This is a genomic window from Lysobacter sp. CA196, from assembly GCF_052078695.1.
GTDB lineage: Bacteria > Pseudomonadota > Gammaproteobacteria > Xanthomonadales > Xanthomonadaceae > Lysobacter.
This window is the reverse complement of the sequence record NZ_JBQJIN010000014.1, coordinates 1-17,847: the sequence shown is the minus strand read 5'-3', so window position 1 is coordinate 17,847 and position 17,847 is coordinate 1. Positions and strand designations below refer to the sequence as shown.

Annotated in this window: 11 protein-coding genes; 6 read left to right on the top strand and 5 right to left on the bottom strand. The window is 66.4% G+C overall.

Features of this window, described 5'->3' with window-relative positions; all coding sequences use genetic code 11:
* Positions 1–136 precede the first annotated feature (136 nt).
* Positions 137–1,966 carry a translational GTPase TypA gene (typA, locus tag ACTOWK_RS13715; protein ID WP_441330719.1) on the bottom strand — a complete coding sequence of 610 codons (1,830 nt, stop codon included), beginning with the start codon at positions 1,964–1,966 and terminating at the stop codon, positions 137–139.
* A gap of 352 nt (positions 1,967–2,318) precedes the next feature.
* Between typA and ACTOWK_RS13710 the strand changes: the two genes are divergently transcribed.
* The 5 genes from ACTOWK_RS13710 to ACTOWK_RS13690 all read left to right on the top strand — a co-directional run bounded on the left by ACTOWK_RS13710 (position 2,319) and on the right by ACTOWK_RS13690 (position 7,026).
* Complete coding sequence (locus ACTOWK_RS13710; RefSeq protein WP_441330718.1) at positions 2,319–2,825, top strand: peptidylprolyl isomerase; 507 nt, start codon at positions 2,319–2,321, stop codon at positions 2,823–2,825.
* 401 nt (positions 2,826–3,226) lie between these two features.
* Positions 3,227–4,432: a pyridoxal phosphate-dependent aminotransferase gene (locus ACTOWK_RS13705; protein WP_441330717.1), complete on the top strand. Its 1,206-nt coding sequence runs from the start codon at positions 3,227–3,229 to the stop codon at positions 4,430–4,432.
* Positions 4,433–4,476: 44 nt separating this feature from the next.
* Positions 4,477–4,854 carry a glutaredoxin family protein gene (locus ACTOWK_RS13700; RefSeq protein ID WP_441330716.1) on the top strand — a complete coding sequence of 126 codons (378 nt, stop codon included), beginning with the start codon at positions 4,477–4,479 and terminating at the stop codon, positions 4,852–4,854.
* 173 nt (positions 4,855–5,027) lie between these two features.
* Complete coding sequence (locus ACTOWK_RS13695) at positions 5,028–6,014, top strand: malate dehydrogenase (protein ID WP_441330715.1); 987 nt, start codon at positions 5,028–5,030, stop codon at positions 6,012–6,014.
* A 346-nt stretch (positions 6,015–6,360) separates the two neighbouring features.
* The gene (locus tag ACTOWK_RS13690; RefSeq protein WP_441330714.1) at positions 6,361–7,026 is read left to right on the top strand and encodes a LuxR C-terminal-related transcriptional regulator; all 666 of its coding nucleotides are present in this window, start codon (positions 6,361–6,363) and stop codon (positions 7,024–7,026) included.
* 779 nt (positions 7,027–7,805) lie between these two features.
* Here the strand turns inward: ACTOWK_RS13690 and ACTOWK_RS13685 are convergent.
* From ACTOWK_RS13685 to ACTOWK_RS13670, 4 genes are all read right to left on the bottom strand, one after another.
* Positions 7,806–10,481, bottom strand: coding sequence for a hybrid sensor histidine kinase/response regulator (locus ACTOWK_RS13685; RefSeq protein WP_441330790.1), 2,676 nt, complete (start codon positions 10,479–10,481; stop codon positions 7,806–7,808).
* A 190-nt stretch (positions 10,482–10,671) separates the two neighbouring features.
* Positions 10,672–11,874 (bottom strand): OprO/OprP family phosphate-selective porin, encoded by a 1,203-nt coding sequence (locus ACTOWK_RS13680; RefSeq protein ID WP_441330713.1) that lies wholly within the window; start codon positions 11,872–11,874, stop codon positions 10,672–10,674.
* Positions 11,875–11,989: 115 nt separating this feature from the next.
* Positions 11,990–13,312, bottom strand: a complete 1,323-nt coding sequence (locus tag ACTOWK_RS13675; protein ID WP_441330712.1) for a dicarboxylate/amino acid:cation symporter — start codon at positions 13,310–13,312, stop codon at positions 11,990–11,992.
* Between the two features lie 60 nt (positions 13,313–13,372).
* Positions 13,373–14,701, bottom strand: a complete 1,329-nt coding sequence (locus ACTOWK_RS13670; RefSeq protein WP_441330711.1) for an MFS transporter — start codon at positions 14,699–14,701, stop codon at positions 13,373–13,375.
* Positions 14,702–15,161: 460 nt separating this feature from the next.
* Here ACTOWK_RS13670 and ACTOWK_RS13665 point away from each other — a divergent pair, with 460 nt between their 5' ends.
* Positions 15,162–17,516, top strand: a complete 2,355-nt coding sequence (locus tag ACTOWK_RS13665; RefSeq protein ID WP_441330789.1) for a TonB-dependent receptor — start codon at positions 15,162–15,164, stop codon at positions 17,514–17,516.
* Positions 17,517–17,847 lie beyond the last annotated feature (331 nt).

The window sequence follows — 17,847 nt, the reverse complement described above, 5'->3', positions numbered from 1 at the left end:
GGCCGGCCGAGGGGAGCGGCCGTAGAAACCGGAACGCGCGCCATCGGCGCGCGTTCCCTGGCCCCAGGCCTCTCCCGCGAACGGGACAGGAGCGTTGGGGCGATGCCGCCTTACAGCAAGGCGGCGGTGCTAACGATCAGGCCGCGCGGGAGGCGCGCTTGCGATCGCTCTCGGTGAGGAACTTCTTGCGCAGGCGGATTTCCTTCGGGGTGACTTCGACCAGCTCGTCGTCCTCGATGAAGTCCAGCGCCTGTTCCAGCGTGTACTTGATCGCCGGGCTCAGCTGGATCGCATCGTCCTTGCCCGAAGCGCGCATGTTGGTCAGCGGCTTGGTCTTGATGGCGTTGACGGTGAGATCGTTGTCCTTGGAGTGGATGCCGATCAGCTGGCCCTCGTACACGTTGTCGCCCTCGGCGGCGAACAGGCGACCGCGATCCTGCAGCGGGCCCAGCGAGTAGGCCGGGGTGGCGCCCGGCGCATTCGCGATCATCACGCCGTTGATGCGCTTGGCGATCGCGCCCTGTTCCTTCGGGCCGTAATGGTCGAACACGTGGAACAATAGGCCCGAACCCTGGGTCAGGGTGCGGAACTCGTTCTGGAAGCCGATCAGGCCACGCGCCGGGATCATGTAGTCCAGGCGCACGCGACCCTTGCCGTCGGGCTCCATGTTCTTCAGCTGCGCCTTGCGGGTGCCCAGCTTTTCCATGACGCCGCCCTGGTGCTGCTCTTCGATGTCGACCACCAACTGCTCGATCGGCTCCATCAGCTTGCCGTCGATTTCCTTGATGATGACTTCCGGACGCGACACGGCCAGCTCGAAGCCTTCGCGGCGCATGTTCTCGATCAGCACCGACAGGTGCAGTTCGCCGCGGCCCGAGACCAGGAACTTGTCCGGGTCGGAACCTTCTTCGACTTTCAGCGCCACGTTGTGCAGGGTTTCGCGCTCCAGGCGCTCGCGCAGCTGGCGGCTGGTGAGGAACTTGCCGCCGCTGAGCTCTTTGTTGCCGGCGAACGGCGAGTTGTTCACCTGGAAGGTCATGCTGATGGTCGGCTCGTCCACCGTCAGGGCGGGCAGCGCTTCCGGGGTGTCCAGCGCGCACACGGTGTCGGAGATCGACAGCTCGGCGACGCCGGAGATGGCGACGATGTCGCCGGCCTCGGCTTCCTCGGTTTCCAGGCGCTCAAGGCCCATGAAGCCGAGCACCTGCAGGACCTTGCCCTGGCGCTTCTTGCCTTCGCGGTCGATCACGCTGACCGGCATGTTGCGGCGGACCTTGCCGCGCTGGATGCGGCCGATGCCGATCAGGCCGACGAAGTTGCTGTAGTCCAGCTGGCTGATGCGCATCTGGAACGGGCCGTCGAGGTCGACCTCCGGCGGCGGGACGTGCTTCATGATCGCTTCGTACAGCGGGGTCATGTCGCCGTCGCGCGCGGCGTCGTCGAGGCTGGCGTAGCCGTGCAGCGCCGAGGCGTACACGATCGGGAAGTCGAGCTGCTCGTTGGTGGCGCCGAGCTTGTCGAACAGGTCGAACACCTGGTCGATGACCCAGTCCGGACGGGCGCCCGGGCGGTCGATCTTGTTGACCACCACGATCGGCTTGAAGCCCATCGCGAAGGCCTTCTGGGTGACGAAGCGCGTCTGCGGCATCGGGCCGTCCATCGCGTCGACCAGGATCAGCACCGAGTCGACCATCGACAGCACGCGCTCGACCTCACCGCCGAAGTCGGCGTGGCCTGGGGTGTCGACGATGTTGATGCGGTTGCCCTGCCAGGTGATGGCGGTGTTCTTGGCCAGGATCGTGATGCCACGTTCCTTTTCCTGGTCGTTGCTGTCCATCGCGCGCTCGGCCAGCACCGTGCGTTCGGACAGGGTGCCCGACTGCTTGAGCAGGCAGTCGACGAGAGTGGTCTTGCCATGGTCGACGTGGGCGACGATGGCGATATTGCGCAGGCGTTCGATGGACATGCGATTGGACGCCGGAAGGCGCTATAGCTGAGGAAGTAAGCCGATCATTATAGCGGGCAAAGATGGCAAGTGCCGGCGGGAGCGAGGATTTATTCGCCTGGGGGCCAGTTTTATGAATGGGGCAGGCGATCCGGGCCGGCAGGCCGCCGCGCCGAGGCCCGTTGAAGCGGGGTTTTCCTGCGCTCGCGCTGAATCGGGGCGCCGGCGGGCTGCCGCGGGCGCGGCCGCGCACGGTTCATGGCGGGCCGGCCGAATCGCCCATCGGGTACCCTTGTGGATGGTCCCGGGCGCCGCCATGTCGGCTGCCGAACGTCCGTTATCCCATCCCCTCGCACCATCTGGAGTCCGCTGTATGAGCCTGATCGCCACTTTCGACACCGACCGCGGCCCGATCCGCGTCGAACTCGCCGCCGACAAGGCGCCGCTGACCGTCGCCAACTTCGTCAATCTGGCCCAGCGCGGCTTCTACGACGGCCTGAACTTCCACCGCGTCATCCCGAACTTCATGGTCCAGGGCGGTTGCCCGCAGGGCACCGGCACCGGCGGCCCGGGCTACCGTTTCGAAGACGAGACCCGTAACGGCCTGGGCCACCAGCGCGGCGTGCTGTCGATGGCGAACGCCGGCCCGGGCACCAACGGCAGCCAGTTCTTCATCACCCATATCGTCTGCGATTGGCTCGACGGCAAGCACACTGTATTCGGCAAGGTCCTCGAAGGCCTGGACGTGGTCGACGCGGTCAAGCAGGGCGACAAGATCAAGTCGGTCAAGATCGAAGGCGATGTCGCCGGCGCCCTGGCCGCCAAGGCCGAGCGCGTCGCCGACTGGAACAAGGTCCTCGACGAGAACGCTCGCGCCTGAGGCGTGGCGGGGCTGCGGCGCTCGCCGTCCTGGCCGAAGGCAGTACACGAAAGACGGCCGCAAGGCCGTCTTTTCGTTTTCGGGGCGCTGCCGCCGACATCCGCCGCGGCGGTGGCCCCGCGACCGCGCCGAAGCGGCCGTCCGGGCAAAGCGGCGCGCCGATCGGGCACCGCGAACGGCGGCGAAGACGCCGATCCGGGCGCGTAAACAGGCGTGATCGAAGCCGGCGTGGCGGCGACGCTGTGCTACCATTTTGCGGCTCGAACCAGTGGTTCCGGCAGGCGTTTCCGGAGCATTGTTCTTCAGCTGCCGGGCACGCCGACGCGCCGCCACTGCCGTCTCGCGCACGCTCCTCATCCCGCACCAGCTCCGTCGTACACCACCCCACGAGGTTCAAGACGATGCCCCAGCTCGCCCGGCGCATCGGTCGCGCCAAGCCCAGCGCGATCATGCAGGTTGCCGAAAAGGCCAAGCGGCTCAAAGCCGAAGGCCGCGACATCATCAGCTTTTCGATCGGCGTTCCCAACTTTCTGCCCGGCGACCATGTCTACGCCGCCGTGCGCGATGCGCTGGCCAAAGACAGCGGCCAGTACGGCAGCAACCGCGGTGCCGACGCATTGCTGGATGCCTTCATCGAGCACATGGGCAAGATCGGCCTGACCGGCTACGGCCGCGTCAACGTCGCCACCGGCATCGGCGCCAAGCACGTGATCTACAACATCGCCGAGGCGCTGCTCGACGAAGGCGACACGATCGCGTTCCCGACCCCGTACTGGACCAGCTATCTCGACATCGCCGAGATCGTCAACGCCCAGATCGACCTGCTGCCGTGCCCGGCCTCGCAGGACTACAAGCTCACCCCCGCCCAGCTCGACGCCGCACTGGCGAAGAAGCCGAAGGTGTTCTTGTTCAACAACCCGTCCAACCCGACCGGCATGGTCTACGGGAAGGAAGAAATCGACGCGCTGGCCGACGTCGTGGCGAAGTATCCGGACACCTGGATCATCACCGACGACATCTACAACCGCATGGTGTTCGACGGCCTGGGCTACCACAACTTCGTCCACGCCCGTCCGGAACTGCGCGACCGCGTGATCTTCATCGACTCGCTGTCCAAGACCTACGGCATGCCGGGTTGGCGCGTGGGCTTCATGGCGGGGCCGGAATCGGTCGCCCAGGCCGTGACCACGATGAACTCCAACCACATCACCAACGTGCCCGAGATGGTCACCGCCGCCGCGGTCGCCGCGCTGTCGGGCCCGCAGGACGTGCCGACCCAGAAATGCGCCGAGTTCCAGGCCAAGCGCGACCAGGTCATGGCGGTGATGAACGCGATTCCGGGCTTGGTCTGCCCGCGTCCGCAGGGCGCGTTCTACGTGTTCCCGGACATCAGCGTCGCCTTCGGCAAGACCCATGCGCCGAGCGGCCTGAAGATCGGCAACGACATGGATTTCTGCAGCGCGCTGCTGGAAACCAAGGGCGTCGCCTGCGTGCCGGGTTCGGCGTTCGGCGAGTCGCGCGCGCTGCGCATCAGCTACACCTGCCCGACGCCGCAGCTCGCACCGGGCCTGCAGCGGTTCCAGGAGTTCTTCGCCGAGCTCGTCTGAGCCCGGCGCAGTCCCATCACTGACGTAGCCAAGGAAAGCCCCGCATGCGCGTACTCACCGTCCTGCTGATCCTCGGTCTGGCCGGTGGCGCGTATGCGCTGGCCTACAAGGGCGATACCGCCTGGTTCGCCACCCGCCAGGCGGAACTGAAACCCGACGACCCGCGGCACCAGACCGGCGACAAGCGCATCGTGATGCTGGCCGCGGATTGGTGCGGCTACTGCGAAAAGCTGCGCAAGGATTTCGAGCTCGCCGACGTGCGCTACAGCATCATCGACATCGACACGCCCGCCGGCCAACGCGCCATGAGCGCGGTCGGCGCGCGCGGCGTGCCGGTGACGATCGTCGGCCAGGAGATCGTCTACGGCTACGACATGGACGAGATCAAGGACCGGCTGAAACCGCTGGGCTATCGGCTCTAAGGCCCCTGACGCCGTTATCGACTCCGAATGCGCCTGGCGCGGCTATCGATTCTGAAAGCGCTTGGCGCGGCAATCCACTCTGAAAGCGCGTAGCGCTTTCGCACCCTCATTCACGATCACCTTGGCGGGCTCCGCGCCCGCACCATCGATCAACTAGCGAAGGAAACACCCCGATGAAGACCCCCGTCCGCGTTGCCGTCACCGGTGCTGCCGGCCAGATCGGCTACTCGCTGCTGTTCCGCATCGCCTCCGGCGAAATGCTCGGCAAGGACCAGCCCGTCATCCTGCAGTTGCTCGAACTGCCGCTCGAAAAGGCCCAGGCCGCGCTGAAGGGCGTGATCATGGAGCTTGAGGACTGTGCGTTCCCGCTGCTGGCCGGCGTGATCGGGACCGACGACGCCGAAGTCGCGTTCAAGGACGCCGACGTGGCCCTGCTGGTCGGCGCGCGTCCGCGCGGCCCGGGCATGGAGCGTAAGGACCTGCTGCTGGAGAACGCCAAGATCTTCACCGCCCAGGGCGCCGCGCTGAACAAGGTCGCCTCGCGCGACGTCAAGGTGCTGGTGGTCGGCAACCCGGCCAACACCAACGCCTACATCGCGATGAAGTCGGCGCCGGATCTGCCGGCGAAGAACTTCACCGCCATGCTGCGCCTGGACCACAACCGCGCGCTGAGCCAGCTCGCCGCCAAGGCCGGCGTCGCCGTGGGCGACATCGACAGCCTGATCGTGTGGGGCAACCACAGCCCGACCATGTACCCGGACTACCGCTTCGCCAAGGCCGGCGGCGTGTCGCTGAAGGACAAGATCAACGACGCCGCCTGGAACGCCGACAGCTTCATCCCGACCGTCGGCAAGCGCGGCGCGGCGATCATCGAAGCGCGCGGCCTGTCTTCGGCGGCTTCGGCGGCCAACGCTGCGATCGACCACATCCGCGACTGGGTGCTCGGCAGCGACGGCAAGTGGGTGACCATGGGCGTGCCGTCCGACGGCAGCTACGGCATTCCGGAAGGCGTGATGTACGGCGTGCCGGTGATCACCGCGAACGGCGAGTACACCCGCGTCGAAGGCCTCGAAATCGACGCCTTCAGCCGCGAGCGCATGGACAAGACCCTGGCCGAGCTCGAAGAAGAGCGCGCCGGCGTGGCCCACCTGCTGGGCTGATCGCGCTGCGATCGCGATGCATGAACGGGGCGGCCTTGGCCGCCCCGTTTTTGTTTGGGGTCGCAGGAGCGATTCGTCGTCGTTGTCGCGAGCGCCTCACCCAGCAAGTGGGAGAGGGAGACGGGAGCCGAGATCGCCGGCGGCCTTGAACCCTTCTCCCGCCTGCGGGAGAAGGTGGCCCGCAGGGCCGGATGAGGGCAGCAGGATGGCGATCCGCCTCGTCGGCACATTACGGCGCCGCGGCAACCTTTCCTCAAGCGGGAGAAGGGCCGGCTCCTCTGCCGCCGAACCGGCCTCGAGCGTGTAGCATCGATCCCGCTCCGAAGTCCGAGGGGGACCCAGTCCGATGAGCGAGACCCTGCGCCTGCTGATTGCCGACGACCACCCGATGTTCCGGGCGGCGTTGCGCTATGCGCTCGGCGAGATCGCGCCGGGCGCGAGCATCGTCGAGGTGTCGAGCCAGAGCGCGCTCGAGGCGGCCATCGGCAGCGGCGAGGAATTCGACTTGGCCATGCTCGATCTGATGATGCCCGGCGCGATGGGCTTCTCCTCGCTGGTGTACGCACGCGGCGAGCGGCCCGAGTTGCCGGTGGTGATCATTTCCTCCAACGAACACCCGCGCACGATCCGCCGCGCCCAGCAGTTCGGCGCGGCCGCTTTCGTGCCGAAGTCGGCGCCGACCACGGTGCTCGGCGAAGCGGTAAAGGCGGTACTGGCCGGCGACATTTGGTTTCCGGCGCAGAAGGCCGAGCGCGACGAACACGATGCCCAGCTCGCGGACAAACTCGCGTTGCTGACGCCGCAGCAATTGCGCGTGTTGATGCGCCTGGCCGACGGCCTGCTCAACAAACAGATCGCCTATGAGTTGTCGCTGGCCGAGAACACGGTGAAGATCCACGTCACCGCGATCCTGCGCAAACTCGGCTGCCATTCGCGCACCCAGGCGGCGGTGTTGGTGAAGGGCTTGTCGCTGGAAGACGAAGTCGCGGACTTGCACGGCTCGACAGCGTAGTAGCAGAAGAGGACGCCGGAACCCGCGCGCCGTTCCTCCCTTTGAAAAAGGGGCTGGGGCTTTTGGCTTCGCAGTGAGAGCTAAAGCAAATCCCCCGCGCCATTGAATCGAACTCAGGCCTCGTAGCCGTGCAGGGCGCAGCCCCCTTTGTCAAAGGGGGCGACTCAACGGTTGGCTTTCTGATGCGACATGGAATCTTGCAGGGCCGATAACGCGACAAGGCAGCCGTGCAGTTCCCCCCTTTGCAAAAGGGGGGGCAGGGGGGATTTGCTTCGGCTTTGCAGTAAGCGCTAAAGCCCCCCCGCGCCACTGAGTCGAATTCAGGCCTCATAGCCGCGCAGGGCGCAGCCCCCTTTGTCAAAGGGGGCGACTTTCACGGTCGGCATCTTCGATGCAGCGAGGGATTCTGCATGACGCGACAACGCGCCAGATCAGCCGTGCAGCTTCCCCCCTTTGCAAAGGGGGGCAGGGGGATTTGCTTTGGCTCTGCAACGAGCGCTAAAGCAAATCCCCCGCGCCACTGAGTCGAATTCAGGCCTCATAGCCGCGCAGGGCGCAGCCCCCTTTGTCAAAGGGGGCGACTTTCACGATCGGTATCTTCGATATGGCGAGGGATCTTGTATGACGCGACAACACGCTAGATCTGCCGTGCCGTTCCCCCCTTTGTTGAGGGGGGCAGGGGGGATTTGCTTTGGCTCTGCAACGAGGGTTAAAGCAAATCTCCCGTGCCACTATGCCGAGTTCATGCCTCGTGGCTGAGCAGGGCGCAGCCTCCTTTGTCAAAGGGGGCGACTTTCACCCACACCTCGCCCCAGCAAGCGCATCGACAGCGCGCGCAACGCGGCCGGTTTGAGCGGTTTGGGCAGGAAGCTCCAGCCGCGTTCGGCGGCTCGCGGACGCAAGGTGGCGTCGGCGTCGGCCGACATCAGCACCACCGGCGGCATGCGCTCCCACTCGGCTTCGAGTTGCGCAGCCAGTTCGAAGCCGGTGCTTTCGCCGAGGCGGTAATCGAGCAGCAACAGTTCGGGCATGGCCAGCGATGCGGCCATATGCAGGGCGCCGGCGGCGTCGGTGGCAGTGTCGACGCGGCAGCCCCAGTCGCTGAGCAGCCGTTGCGCGGCTTGTCGCGAATGCAGGTCGTCGTCGATCACCCACACCCGACGGCCGCGCAATAACGGGTCGAGGTCGGACCCTGCTTCGCTGTCGTGGGTCTGGCCCGAAGATGCGGCCGCGACCGGTTCGGCTTGCACGGCCGCATACGGCACTTCCACCGAAAACACGCTGCCGCGGCCCGGCCACGAGCGCACCGCGACGCGGTGGTCGAGCAACTGGGCGACGCGACGCACGATCGCCAGGCCGAGCCCGGCGCCGCGCGGCGGTGCTTCGACGCCGAGGTCGAGGCGCTGGAATTCTTCGAAAATCAGTTCGAGTTTGTTGGCCGCAATGCCCGGGCCGGTGTCCCAGACTTCGATCCGCAGACCGTCGCGCAGACGCCGTGCGCCGAGCACGATGCGGCCGTCGCGCGGGGTGAATTGCAAGGCGTTGGAGAGGAAGTTCTGCACGATCCGGCGCAGCAGCACCTCGTCGCTGTCGACCACGGCGCTGGAGGCGATGCAATGCAGGCGCAGCCCGCGCGATTCGGCCAGGATGCGGAACTGGCTGTCGATGGTGGCGAACACACGCGCCAACGGCAGGGCGGCGCGGCGCACTTCGAGCGCGCCCGATTCCAGGCGCGAAATGTCGAGCAGGCTCGACAGGATGTCGTCCTGCGCCGCCAGCGCGGCCTCGATGTGGTCGGTGAGTTCGCGGCCTTCGGCATCGACGCGCCGGCGCAGCGACGACAAATACATGCGCGCCGCGTTCAAGGGCTGCAACAAGTCGTGCACCGCGGCGGCGACGAAACGGGTCTTGGAGCGGTTGGCGCGTTCGGCCTCGCCCTTGGCGGTCTGCAGGTCGCTGGTGCGTTGCTCGATACCGCGTTCGAGGCTGTCGGCGAGCGTGCGCAGATCGCGCGCGGCTTGCTTGTAGGCGGTGATGTCGGCATAGCTGGTGACGAAGCCACCGTCGGGCATCGGGTTGCCGCGGATCTCGATCACCGTGCCGTCGGGTCGCTCGCGTTCGTGCAGATACGGCTGGCCGCGCTGCAGATGATCGAGGCGACGGCGGATCGCCTCTTCGGGATCGCTGCCGAGCAGGCCGCGGCGGGCGTTGTAGCGGATCAGGTCTTCGATCGGCCGCCCGACCTGCAGCAGTTCGAGCGGATAGCGGAACAACTCGGCGTAGCGCTGATTCCAGGCGACCAGGCGCAATTGTGCGTCGACCACGCTGACGCCTTGCGGTAAGTGCTCCAGGCTGTGGCCCTCGCCGAGGCTGGCCTGGCGCGCGGCCTGGACCACGCCGTCCTGCGCGGTGCGCAAGGCCTCGGCGTGGTGCTCGACCATCTTTTCCAGTTCCTGCCGGCTGCGCAGGCGCAGGGTCGCGATGCGATGACGCTGCAGGATCAGCAGGGCCAGCGAGACCAGCAACAACCAGCCGCCTGCGGCGACCGCGCGTGCGATCCAGGCGGTGCGCAGGCTTGGCGTGGTGTCGCGCAGCAGGTGCAAGGTCCAGTTTTCGCGCGGCAGGTGCAGCGATTGCCACAGCATCGGTTCGCGCATGGCCGGGTCGCGCAAGCGCACCACGCGCGCGCCGCCGCCGATGTCGCGTTCGAGCCGGATCGAGGCCAGGCGCAAGGACTGCCCCTGGTATTGGCGGGTCAGCTGCAGTTCGCGGCGTTGCGCCGGGGTCGGCGTTTCCAGCATGCGATAGCGCCATTGCGGCTTCGCGCTCAGGAACACCACGCCGTTGGCGTCGCTGAGCAGGACCAGGTCGCCGCGTTCGCTCCAGTCCGAGCGGATGTCTTCGAGTTCCACCTTGACCGCGACCGCGCCGACTGCGCCGCCGCGTTCGTCGTGGATGGCGCGAGCGATGAAATGGCCGGGCACGTGGGTGGTGACGCCGATCGCATAGAACTCGCCGGTGCCTTCGGTCATCGCCTGCTGGAAATAAGGACGGAAGGCGTAAGAGTGGCCGACGTTGCTGTTCGCCCCGGCCCAGTTGCTCGCCGCGATGCCGATGCCGTTGCCGTCGATCAGGGTCAGGGTGCTGGTGCGGTTGGCGAAGTTGAGCTGGACCAGGCGTTCGTTGGCGCGCTGGCGCTGCAGGGTGTCGTCGGGGTTGGCGAGGGTGGCGCGCAGTTGCGGATCCAGCGACAGCACCGCCGGCATGATCCGGTAGCGGTCGATGTGCTGTTCGATGACCTGGGCACGTTGATCGAGCAGGGCGCGCGCCTCGGTGGCCTGGCGCTGCAGCGCCTGCGAATAGGCGATGCGTCCGGCGATCAGCATCGCCAGCAACAGCACGGCCAGGATCGCGGCGATCCATAGCGCGGTCTTGAGCTGGCGGGGGCGGGGAATCACGGTGGCGGGGCTCGCTGGGGCCTCGGTGCAAGACTAACCGGTTTGGGGCGGTGGTCGGACGGGCGCCGGGTGTCGAGGGTTCGCGCCGCTCCTACCCCAGAGCAACGCATCCAAAGGGTAGGAGCGGCGCAAGCCGGGACCGTGGCAAGACAACATCGACGCAATCTGCCGACAACTCTGCGTACTCTCAGAAATGCATCTGCGCCCGCAGCTCCAGCATTTGCGGATCCGCCGACAGCACGCCCTTGTCGGCCGACACGCGCACGTAGTTGGCCTGGAGCTTGAAGTGCGTGGTCAGGTACCAGTTCACGCCGAGGGTCAGGTCGCGTTGGCGGCCGCCGGCGATGCCGCCGTCGTCGAGGTCGAGTTCCCCGTAACGCGCGAGCAGTTCCACCGCGCCATAACCGTGCGCCGGTTTGACGTTGGCGACGTTGTTGTTGCTGTAGGGCCGCGTTTCGCCGGTCACCACCCAACTGCCGGTGACGTAGTAGCCCTGGGCGGTGAAATCGCGTGCGCCATGGTCGCGTTCGGCGCTTGCGCGCAGGCATTCCGCCTGCAGCGACCAGGGGCCGTCGATCCACAAGGCTTCCAGGCCGTTGCGCACGATGCGGTCGGTGTTGCGCAGGCTGCCCGAGTCGACCAGGCGCACCGACGTCAGCCCGTTTTCGGGGCGCGCGCGAAACCGCGCCGACGGGCCGGAGTAAGTGCCGCGCCCGTCGCGGAACCCGTGCGGGTTCTCGACCGAGCCGGTCAGGCCCAGGTGCACGACGCGGTTCTTGTCCTTGACGGGCGTCCACACCGCGCGCGCCGCGGCGGTGGTGCCGGGGTTGTCGCCCTGCAGGTCGTGGCCGAAGAAATACGCGGTGCTGAAGGCGTAGCGCGGCCGCTCCAGCGACCATTCCACGCCGGTGCGGCGTCCCTGGAATATCGCCTGAGAGGCCTCCGACAGTTCCATCATGCTACCGGTGCGCGAGGCCGCCACGCTTTCCATGCTGACCGGGGTCTTGAAATAGCCGACCCGCAATTTGCCGTAGTCGGCGCCGAACAAGGCCTTGGTTTCCACGCGCAGGGCGACGTCGAGCCAGAGTTTGGACTCGAAGTCCATCACCGCGGTGAAATCGTAGACGTCCTTCTTCTTCAGGCCGATGCCGAATTCGCGGCGCCGGTAGTGGCCGTCGTCGCTGAGCGTGGTCGCGGCGGTGCCGTAGCCGCTATCGCCGGAGAAGTCGACCACGTCGTAGGCGAAATTGCCGGTGGCCGACAACTCGGTGCCGTTGTCGAAGCTGTACTTGGTCGGCCAGTCGTCGAAGCCCGCGGCCTGGGCGAAGAGCGGGGCGCCGGACAACACGGCGGCGGACAAGGCGAGGGCGAGACGATCGGGACGCGGCATCGGGACGGGCTCCAGGGTCGTGCGGCAGCCGTCCTGGCAGCAGCGTGCCGTGCCGGACGCGGTGCGTCCGGCTGCGGCGATGGCTAGGGAGGAGGTACTACTGAAAAATCGGGAGTCAGGCGGTCTTGTCGGCCAGCGGCGGATGCGTGTCCGAGGGCAGGGCGGCGTCGAGTTCGGTCGCGCTCGGCGGGTTGAGCAGCTCGTGATTGAGCTTGTCGCGGTCGAGTTCGTTCTCCCAGCGCGCGACCACGATGGTGGCTACGCCGTTGCCGATGAAGTTGGTCAGCGCGCGCGCCTCGCTCATGAAGCGGTCGATGCCGAGAATCAGCGCCAGGCCCGCGACCGGCACCGCCGGTACCACGGTCAGGGTCGCGGCGAGGGTGATGAAACCGGCGCCGGTGACGCCCGACGCGCCCTTCGAGGTCAGCATCGCCACCGCCAGCAGGGTCAGTTCCTGGGTCAGGGTCAGGTCGACGTTCAGCGCCTGGGCGATGAAGATCGTCGCCATCGTCAGGTAGATGTTGGTGCCGTCGAGGTTGAAGGAATAACCGCTCGGCACCACCAGGCCGACCACCGGCTTGGAACAGCCCAGGCGTTCGAGCTTGCGCATCAGCGGCACCAGCGCCGACTCCGACGAGGAGGTGCCGAGCACCAGCAGCAGTTCGTCGCGGATGTAGCGGATGAAACGCAGGATGCTGAAGCCGGTGAAATGGGCGATGGTGCCGAGCACGACCAGGATGAACACCGCGCAGGTCAGGTAGAAGCTGCCCATCAGGCGCGCCAGCGGGCCGAGCGAGTCGACGCCGTACTTGCCGATGGTGAAGGCCATCGCCGCGCCGGCGCCGATCGGGGCCAGCTTCATGATCATGCTCATCATGCCGAAGAACACCTTCGACACCGATTCGAACAGGTCGACGATCTTCTCGCCGGTCTTGCCGATGTGCAGCAGGGCGAAACCGAACAGCACCGCGAGCAACAACACCTGCAACAGGTCGCCGTTGCCGGTGAAGGCGTCGGTGAAGGTCTTGGGAATGATATGCAGGAGGAAATCGACCGTACTCTGGTCCTTGGCCGCCGCGGCGTACTTCTCGACCGCGCTCGCATCCAGGGTGGCCGGATCGGCGTTGAAGCCGGCGCCGGGCTTGAGCGTGTTGACCACGATCAGGCCGATCACCAGGGCGAAGGTCGAGACGACCTCGAAATACAGGATGGCTTTCACGCCGACCCTGCCGACCTTCTTGACGTCGGAAACGCCGGCGATGCCGAGCACCACGGTCAGGAAGATGATCGGCGCGATCAGCATCTTGATCAGCGAGATGAAGCCGTCGCCGAGCGGTTTGAGCTTGACCGCGAAGTCCGGGAAGAAATGGCCGACCACGCCGCCCAGGAGGATGGCGCCGAGCACCCAGAGGTAGAAACGCGAGCCGGACTTTTTCATGGCGGGTACTCAGGCGAGGAACGAGTGGAGAGGAACGAGCAACGAGTGGAGCGGTGGCGCTCAGTCGCGGTCGATGTGCGAATGCTTGCGGGTGTCGGGCATCAGGGTGTAGACCAGCAGCGAGCAGGCGATGCAGGCGCTGACGTACCAGAAGAAGCCGGTCTCCATGCCGATCTTCTTGAACCACAGTGCGACCGGTTCGGCGGTGCCGCCGAACAGCGCGACGGTGAGCGCATAGGGCAGGCCGACGCCGAGCGCGCGGATCTCGACCGGGAACAGTTCGGCCTTCACCACCGCATTGATCGCGGTGTAGCCGCTGACCGCGCTCAGCAAAATCATGATCAGCCAGAACGCCTGCACCGGCGTCTGCGCGCCCTGGATCAGGTGCATCACCGGCACCGTCAGCACCGTGCCGAGCACGCCGAAGGCGATCAGCAGCGGGCGCCGGCCGATGCGGTCGGACAGCGCGCCGACCAGCGGCTGCATCAGCATGTAGACGAACAGGGTCGCGGCATTGATCAGCGACGCGGTCTCCTTGTCGAAGCCGGTGCTGATGGTGAGGAACTTCAACATGTAGTTGGTGTAGGTGTAGAACGCCAAGGTGCCGCCCATGGTCAGGCCGATCACGGTCAATACCGCACGCGGGTGCTGCATCAGCGTGCGCAGCGAGCCTTCCTTGCGCAGCGGCGTGTCGCTGGCCTTGAGCTTGGTGAAGGATTCGGTTTCCTGCATGTTGCGGCGCAGGTACAGGGCGATCACCGCGGCGAGGGCGCCGATCGCGAACGGGATGCGCCAGCCCCAGGATTTGAGCTGCTCATCGTCGAGCACGAACTGCTGCAGCACGATCAGCACCATCAGGGCGAGCAGCTGGCCCATGATCAGGGTGACGTAGAGGAAGCTCGACCAGAAGCCGCGGTTCTCGCGCGAGGACATCTCGCTGAGGTAGGTCGCCGAGCTGCCGTATTCGCCGCCGACGCTGAGCCCCTGCAACAGGCGTGCGAACACCAGCAGGATCGGCGCGAAGATGCCGAGGGTCTCGTAGCCCGGGGTGAAGGTGATGATCAGCGAACCGGTGCACATCATCAGCACCGACAGCATCAGCGCCGCCTTGCGGCCGCGCCGGTCGGCGTAGCGGCCGAACACCCAGCCGCCGAGCGGGCGCATCAGGAAGCCGACGGCGAAGATCGCCGCGGCATTGAGCGCCTGCGAGATGCTGTCGCCCTTGGGGAAGAACACGTGGGCGAAGTACAGCGAGAACGCGCTGTAGACGTACCAATCGTAGTACTCGACCAGATTGCCGATCGATCCGGAGAAGATCGACTTCAGGCGCTGGCTGGGACTCATGGCCGGTGCGCTGGCGAGGAGAGTGTCGGCGGTGGTGGCGCTCACGGCGGCTCCTGGTAACGGAAGGGACGGCGCCGGATCGTTCGATGAGAGATACATCGCGGAACGGCCATGGCACGACGGCGGCACGTCCCTGCGCCCGTTGCCGATGGTGGGCGCGCGGCCGGCAGCGACCAATAGCACCTTAGGGTTAGGGCGGCCGGAGCGGCGCCGAAGGCTGGAAATGCAAGCCTGCAGCGCATTCGATCGGCTGCGGATGGGGCGCGGCGAGGCGTTCGGCGCCGTGACCGCGGTCGATGACTCCGCGGCTCGCGCGGTGGGGGACAAAGGTTGCGCTCGCCCCGGCAACGTCCTGCGCCCATCGTCGCGTGTGCAGTCTCGCCATCTCCGCGTCATCTGCGACCGCCATCCTTGTCGGCTGTGATCGATGCCCTTTGGAGATGTGCGAATGAAACGAGCCCACGCAACGCCGACCCTGGTGCTGGCGATCTGGTCGGTGCTGGCGATGCTGCCGGCCCAGGCCGCCGAGCTCGAAACCGGCGCTCTCGAAACGGATGCCCTCGAAACAGGTGCTCTCGAAACGGGTGCCCTCGAAACAAGTGCCCTCGACGCCGCGGCCGATGCCGCCGCCGACAGCGACGCGACCACGCTCGATGCGGTGTCGGTGATCGGCATGGGCGAGACCCGCCAGGTCCAGCGCATCAAGCGCGCCGACCTGGAACTGCCGGCCCCGGGCACCAGCGCACAGAAGATCCTCAACAAGCTGCCCGGCATCTCGGTGCAGTCCAACGACGTCTACGGCGCCAACGAGGAATCCCAGACCATCAGCCTGCGCGGCTTCAACCAGCGCCTGTTGGGTTACACGCTCGACGGCATCCCGCTCGGCGACAACAGCTACGGCAACTACAACGGCCTGGGCATCAGCCGCGCCCTGATCGGCGAGAACCTCGCCGGCGCCGAACTCGCCGCCGGCGTGGGTTCGCTCGGCACCGCCTCGACCAGCAACCTCGGCGGCACCCTGCAGTACTTCTCGTCCGACCCGGAGGCCGAGTTCGGCCTGCGCCTGGCCCAGACCTTCGGCAGCGACAGCACCCGTCGCACCTATGCGCGCCTGGACACCGGCGAGCACGGCGGCTTCTCGATGTATTTTTCCGGTTCGATCCTCAGCGCCGACATGTGGTCGGCGCCGGGCGACAATCAGGACCAGAACCAGGTCAACCTCAAGGCGGTCTACAACTTCGCCGGCGGCCATCGCATCAGCGCCTACCTCGCCAGCGCCGAGACCAGCCAGGCCAATTTCGCTTATCTGTCCAAGGGCCTGCTCGCGCGCGGCGCCGGTTGGGACTGGAACCTGTACAAGCCCGACTGGCAGCGCGCCTTGGCCGCCGCCTATTGCGCGCCGCGCCCGTGGCCGGCGCGCCAGCACCTGGCCGGCGACCCGCGCTGCGCCTTCAGCGGCCCGGCCAACAGCATCGACGATGCCTACTACGCCAGCCGCGCGCTGCGCACCGATCATCTGGCCGCGATCGCCGGCGAGTTCAATCTCGGCGAAGGCGTGCAGCTGAAGTCGCAGGCCTACTACCACGACAACCGCGGCCAGGGCCACTGGTGGTCGCCGGGCAATTACTCCTACCCGAACACCGCCAAGGCGATCCCGATCTCGATCCGCAGCACCAACTACGGCATCAACCGCTACGGCGCGATGGCCTCGTTGAACTGGGAGCTCGGCAACCACCGCATCGAAGGCGGCTTCTGGTACGAGAGCAACCACCACGACGTGCAGCGCAATTTCTATTTCATCGAAGGCCCGGTCAACGACGACCGTTACCTGCGCGACCCGGACCGCCGCCTGTTCTTGCAGAAGTACCGCATCAACACGCGCCAGGCCTATCTGCAGGACACCATCAGCCTGCTCGACGGGCGCATGACCCTCGACATCGGCGCCAAGAGCACCCAGGTCGACATGCGCGCGCGCCAGGTGGCGCCGTCGACCATGGAAGTGCCCAACGCGACCGGCCGCCTCAAGACCGACAAGAGCTTCCTGCCGCAGCTCGGCATCGGCTACAAGCTCGGCGAAGGCCAGGAGCTGTTTGCGGCTTATACGCGCAACGTCGCCGCCTTCGTCGGCGGTGGCGCCGGCGGCCCGCTGGCGATCAACCAGGCCGCGTTCGATGCGCAAAAGGCCAGCCTCGACCCGGAAGAGTCGCGCACCATCGAAGCCGGCTACCGCCGCGTCGGCGAGACCTACCAGGCCTCGTTGAGCCTGTACGCGGTGCGTTTCGACAACCGCCTGCTGTCGCTCAACCCCTGTTCGAGCATCGAGGCCGGTACTCGCCCCGAGTGCATTACCAAGTTCTTCAACGTCGGCTCGGTCGACAGCGTCGGCAGCGAGCTGGTCTTCATCTGGAAGCCGAGCGAGCGGTTCCAGTGGTACAACGCCTTGTCGTGGAACAAGTCGACCTACCAGGACAACTACATCGATGCCGGCCGCGAGATCCAGACCCGCGACAAGCGCGTGGTCGACGTGCCCGACAAGATGCTGTCGAGCGAACTCAGCTACCGCAGCGGCCCCTGGCTGCTGAGCCTGAGCGGCAAATACACCGGCAAGCGCTACTACACCTACACCAACGACAACGGCTTCGGCGGCTCGACCACCTTCGACGCCTCGGCCCGCTACACCTTCGGCGCGATGGGCCCGTTCCGCCAATGGTCGGTCGCGATCAACGGCAGCAACCTCACCGACAAACGCACCGCGAGCAACCTGACCGCTTTCAGCGCCTCCGATCCGCAGGGCAAGACCTTCGCCTTCCACGCCAACGCACCGCGGCAGGTGTTTCTGACCATCGATGCGAGGTTCTGATTCGCTCGGCTTTGCTTCTGTACTGTTTCGGCTTAGTTTCCGCTTGGCTCTAGCTCCTGGCTGTGCGCGGTCTAAGACTCGCCAAGGCAAAGGACACCCGGAGGGCGGCGCGCATGGATGCGCGCCGTGCAACACCGGGACATGGATGTCCCGTGTGTTGCATGCCCGCGTATGCGCCGAACGTGCGGGCTTGTGATTAAAAGAAAAGCAACTTCTTTGGTTAGGCGGTCTCTAAGCTTAAGTGCATCACCCACCGAAGGGTTCTGCACATGGGCCACCACTACACCCACCTGAGTCCCGAAGAGCGCGGCGCCATCATGGCCTGGGTCCG